Genomic DNA, 4,182 nt, shown 5'->3' on the forward strand with positions numbered 1-4,182 from the left:
GTCCGAGCCGGGTGTACGGCCCGGCTCGGACAGGCCCGGCCGAACCCCGCCGAGGCCCGCCCTACCGCGCCCCCACCAGCCGGTACCGCCGCTCCGGACGCCCGGTGCCCCCGTACCGCAGGGTCACCTCCACCCGGCCCGTCTCCACGAAGTACTCCAGATAGCGCCGCGCGCTGACCCGCGAGAGCGAGCCCGCCTCCGCGCACTCCGAGGCCGACAGATCGCCCCCGTGCTCCCGCAGCACCCGCACCACCAGTTCCGCCGTGTGCGCGGCGAGCCCCTTCGGCAGCTCACGCGAGCCCGGCGGCCGGGTGCCGAAGATCAGGTCCACATCCTCCTGGCGGGCCTCCCCGAGCCGGTCGAAGCGGTACCGCAGGGCCGCCACATGGCGGAGCTGCTCCTGGAGCGCCGCCTGGTTGAAGGGCTTGATCAGATAGTGCAGGGCGCCCGCGCGCAGCGCGGCCCGCACCAGGTCCGCGTCGCGCGCGGCCGTGATGAACAGCGCGTCCACGGATCCCCGGGTCGCGTCCCGTTCCTCCGCGGCCCGCAGCTCCCGCAGCACGGTCAGCCCGTCCATATCGGGCAGATAGATATCCAGCAAGACCAAATCCGGCCGTACCCGCTCGGCCGCCCGGAGCGCCTCCGCACCGCTGTGTGCCACTCCGGCCACCCGAAAGCCCGGGGTGGCCGACACATAGCGGCTGTGCAGCTTGGCGACCATGAAGTCGTCGTCCACCACCAGCACGTTCATACGCGCACACGCTAGGCGGTGACCACAATGACCACAACGTCCGTTGATTCCGGAAGAGAGACACTTTCTTAACGCGACGGCAACATGTGGGCCACTTCACATCAACCGACCGAGAGGCGGCTCACGTGCGATTGCGCACTCCCCTCGCCCTGCTCGGGGCCGCGTTGCTGGTACTCGTAGGGCCGCCGCTGCTCACCGAGGGCACGGGCGCCGAGACCGGAACGAAGATCCCCGGACTGCGATTCATGGTCCCCAACACGCCAGGAGGCGGATACGACATCACGGCCCGCACCGCCGCGAAGAACGCGGAGGACGCCGGGCTCACCGACGGCATCGAGGTCTTCAACCTCCCCGGTGCCGGTGGCACCGTGGGCCTGGCCCACCTGGTGGGCGAGCGCGGCAACGGCCGGCTCGCGATGTCCATGGGGCTCGGCGTCGTCGGCGCCGTCCACACCAACAAGGCGCCCAAGACGCTCGCCGACACCACCCCGATCGCCCGGCTCACCGAGGAGCAGGACATCGTCGTGGTGTCCAAGGACTCCCCGTACAAGACCATCCAGGACCTCGTGGCGGCCTGGAAGAAGAACCCCGGCAAGCTCGCCGTCGGCGGTGGCTCGTCGCCGGGCGGCCCCGACCACCTCGCGCCGATGCTGATGGCGCAGGCGGCCGGAATCGCGCCGAAGACCGTCAACTACGTCCCCTTCGACGGCGGAGGCGAGCTGCTCGCCTCGATCCTCGGCAACAAGGTCGCCTTCGGTGTCTCCGGAGTCGGCGAGTACCTCGACCAGATCGAGGCCGGTGAGCTGCGGCTGCTCGCCGTCACCGGACCGCAGCGGGTACCCGGGCTCGACGCCCCCACCCTGCGTGAGGCCGGGATCGACACCGAGTTCACCAACTGGCGCGGCATCGTCGCCCCGCCCGGCATCTCCGACGCCGAGCGCGACAAGCTCGTCGCCCTCATCGAGAAGCTCCACGCCTCGAAGCAGTGGAAGGAATCGCTGAAGAAGAACGGGTGGAGCGACGCGTTCCTCACCGGTGACAAGTTCGGCGACTTCCTGGACGAGCAGAACAAGCGCGTCGACCAGGTCCTGAAGGAGCTCGGACTGTGACCACTCCCGAATCCACCGCACCCCAGGCGCCCGCCCGTTCCTCCTGGCTGCGCGACCACTCCGAGCTCGGGGTCTCGGTCCTCCTCTTCGCCATCGGCGTGCTCGTCCTGACGGACGCGCTCACCATGGACGTGGACATAGCCCAGCGCGGGCCCGTCGGCCCCAAGACCGTGCCGATCGTCGTCGGTATCGGACTGCTGCTGGTCGCCGTGGCGCTCGCTGTCGACGTGCTGCGCGGCGGCCGGGGCGAGGCCGAGGGCGGCGAGGACGTCGATCTGAGCGAGCCCAGCGACTGGCGCACCGTGCTGCTGCTCGCCGGGGTCTTCCTCGGCTTCGCGGTCCTGATCGGCCCGGTCGGCTTCCCGGTCTCCGGGGCGCTGCTCTTCTGGGGCTCCGCGTTCGCGCTCGGCAGCCGGGCCTACCACCGCGATCCGCTGATCGCGGCCGGGCTCTCCCTCTTCACGTATTTCGTCTTCGACAATCTGCTCGGCGTCCCCCTCCCCGGTGGCCCGCTGATGGGGGTGCTGTAGCCGATGGACTCCTTTAACTCCCTGATCGACGGTTTCGGCACCGCGCTGACCCCGATCAACCTGCTCTGGGCCGTGATCGGCGTGCTGCTCGGCACCGCGATCGGCGTCCTGCCGGGCATCGGGCCCGCGATGGCGGTGGCCCTGCTGCTGCCCGTCACCTACGGCCTGGAGCCCACCGGCGCCTTCATCATGTTCGCCGGTATCTACTACGGCGCGATGTTCGGCGGCTCCACCACCTCGATCCTGCTGAACACCCCCGGTGAGAGCGCGGCGGTGGTCGCGGCCATCGAGGGCAATCCGATGGCGAAATCCGGACGCGGCTCCCAGGCGCTCGCCGCCGCCGCGATAGGCCACTTCACCGGTGGTCTGATCGGCACCCTGCTGCTGGTCGCGCTCGCCCCGACCGTCGCCGAGCTGGCGGTGGACATCGGAGCGCCCGACTACTTCGCCATCATGGTGCTGGCCTTCATCGCGGTCACCTCCGTCCTGGGTTCCTCCCGGATCCGGGGCCTGGCCTCGCTGCTGATCGGTCTCACCATCGGACTGGTCGGACTGGACTCGATGACCGGCCAGCAGCGGCTCACCTTCGGCTCGCTCCAGCTCGCCGACGGTATCGAGGTCGTCATCGTCGCGGTCGGACTCTTCGCCATCGGTGAGGCCCTGTGGGTCGCCGCCCATCTGCGGCGCGGCGCCGTGGAGCCGATCCCCGTCGGCCGTCCCTGGCTGGACAAGAAGGACGTCAAGCGCACCTGGAAGCCCTGGCTGCGCGGCCCGTTCATCGGCTTCCCGTTCGGGGCGATCCCCGCGGGCGGCGCGGAGATCCCCACCTTCCTCTCGTACGTCACCGAGAAGCGGCTCTCCAAGAACAAGGACGAGTTCGGCAAGGGCGCCATCGAGGGCGTCGCCGGTCCCGAGTCGGCGGCCTCCGCCTCCGCGTCGGGCACCCTGGTCTCGATGCTGACCCTCGGGCTGCCGACCACGGCCGTCGCCGCGGTGATGCTCGCCGCCTTCCAGCAGTACGGCATCCAGCCCGGACCGCTGCTCTTCGAGCGCGAGCCGGACCTGGTCTGGGGTCTGATCGCCTCGCTCTTCGTGGGCCTGGTGCTGCTGCTCGCGCTGAACCTGCCGCTCGCGCCGGTCTGGGCGAAGCTGCTGCGGATCCCCCGTCCGTATCTGTACGCCGGGATCCTCTTCTTCGCGGGCGTCGGCGCCTACGCCGTCGGCGGCGAGGCACTGGACCTGATCGTGCTGCTGCTCATCGGTGTCCTCGGCTTCGGCATGCGGCGGTACGGACTGCCGGTCCTGCCCGCCGTCATCGGTGTGATCCTCGGCCCGAACGCCGAACAGCAGCTGCGCCGTGCGCTCCAGATCAGCGACGGCAGCATCACGGGCCTGGTGAACACCCCGTTCTCGGTCACGGTCTACGCCGTGGTCGTGATCCTGCTGGCCTGGCCCTGGATCCGGCGTCTGCTGCCGGGCCGCCGCAAGGCCGACGCGTGACGGGCCCCGGCCCACGGCCCGTACGGCCGGTGAGCCCACGGCCTGAGAGCCGCTCATGAGCCGGTAGGGAGGGGGCCCGCCCCCTCCGTACCGGATCGGGACCGCCACGAGCGGGCCGGGCGGCGAGCGGACGGTCCCCACGACCGTGACCGCTCATCCGCGCCGCTCCGCCGTGCTCGTGGCACAGAAGGCCGCCGGAGCGCCGCCCGGGACGAGACCTGCCCCTCGTCCCGGGCCCCCCACCGCGCTTCCAGCGGCCGCATGGCGTCGGCCCCGGTGTCCAACCTCACCG

At 70.9% G+C, this 4,182-nt stretch carries 4 protein-coding genes; 3 read left to right on the top strand and 1 reads right to left on the bottom strand.

The features are described 5' to 3' along the window. Positions 1-61: 61 nt before the first annotated feature. A complete protein-coding gene (locus tag ACFVIM_RS33415) occupies positions 62-751 on the bottom strand; it encodes a response regulator (protein WP_384309621.1) in 690 nt (229 codons plus the stop codon). Positions 752-876: 125 nt separating this feature from the next. On the opposite strand from ACFVIM_RS33415, the gene ACFVIM_RS33420 reads away from it, so the two are divergent. The 3 genes from ACFVIM_RS33420 to ACFVIM_RS33430 are packed head-to-tail and all read left to right on the top strand — an operon-like array spanning position 877 to position 3,890. After that, a complete protein-coding gene (locus ACFVIM_RS33420) occupies positions 877-1,860 on the top strand; it encodes a Bug family tripartite tricarboxylate transporter substrate binding protein (protein ID WP_384309624.1) in 984 nt (327 codons plus the stop codon). Continuing rightward, positions 1,857-2,390: a tripartite tricarboxylate transporter TctB family protein gene (locus ACFVIM_RS33425; protein ID WP_384309627.1), complete on the top strand. Its 534-nt coding sequence runs from the start codon at positions 1,857-1,859 to the stop codon at positions 2,388-2,390. Before ACFVIM_RS33420 ends, ACFVIM_RS33425 begins: the two co-directional genes overlap by 4 nt. Positions 2,391-2,393: 3 nt before the next feature. Continuing rightward, positions 2,394-3,890, top strand: coding sequence for a tripartite tricarboxylate transporter permease (locus ACFVIM_RS33430; RefSeq protein ID WP_384309629.1), 1,497 nt, complete (start codon positions 2,394-2,396; stop codon positions 3,888-3,890). Positions 3,891-4,182: the final 292 nt, after the last annotated feature.

Origin of the sequence: Streptomyces sp. NPDC057638, from assembly GCF_042800315.1 — a bacterium.
Taxonomy (GTDB): domain Bacteria; phylum Actinomycetota; class Actinomycetes; order Streptomycetales; family Streptomycetaceae; genus Streptomyces.

What these genes read in the sequence shown, in the direction of transcription:
- ACFVIM_RS33415 (WP_384309621.1), bottom strand. Translation starts at nt 751, where the DNA reads ATGAACGTGCTGGTGGTGGACGACGACTTCATGGTCGCCAAGCTGCAC.
- ACFVIM_RS33430 (WP_384309629.1), top strand. Translation starts at nt 2,394, where the DNA reads ATGGACTCCTTTAACTCCCTGATCGACGGTTTCGGCACCGCGCTGACC.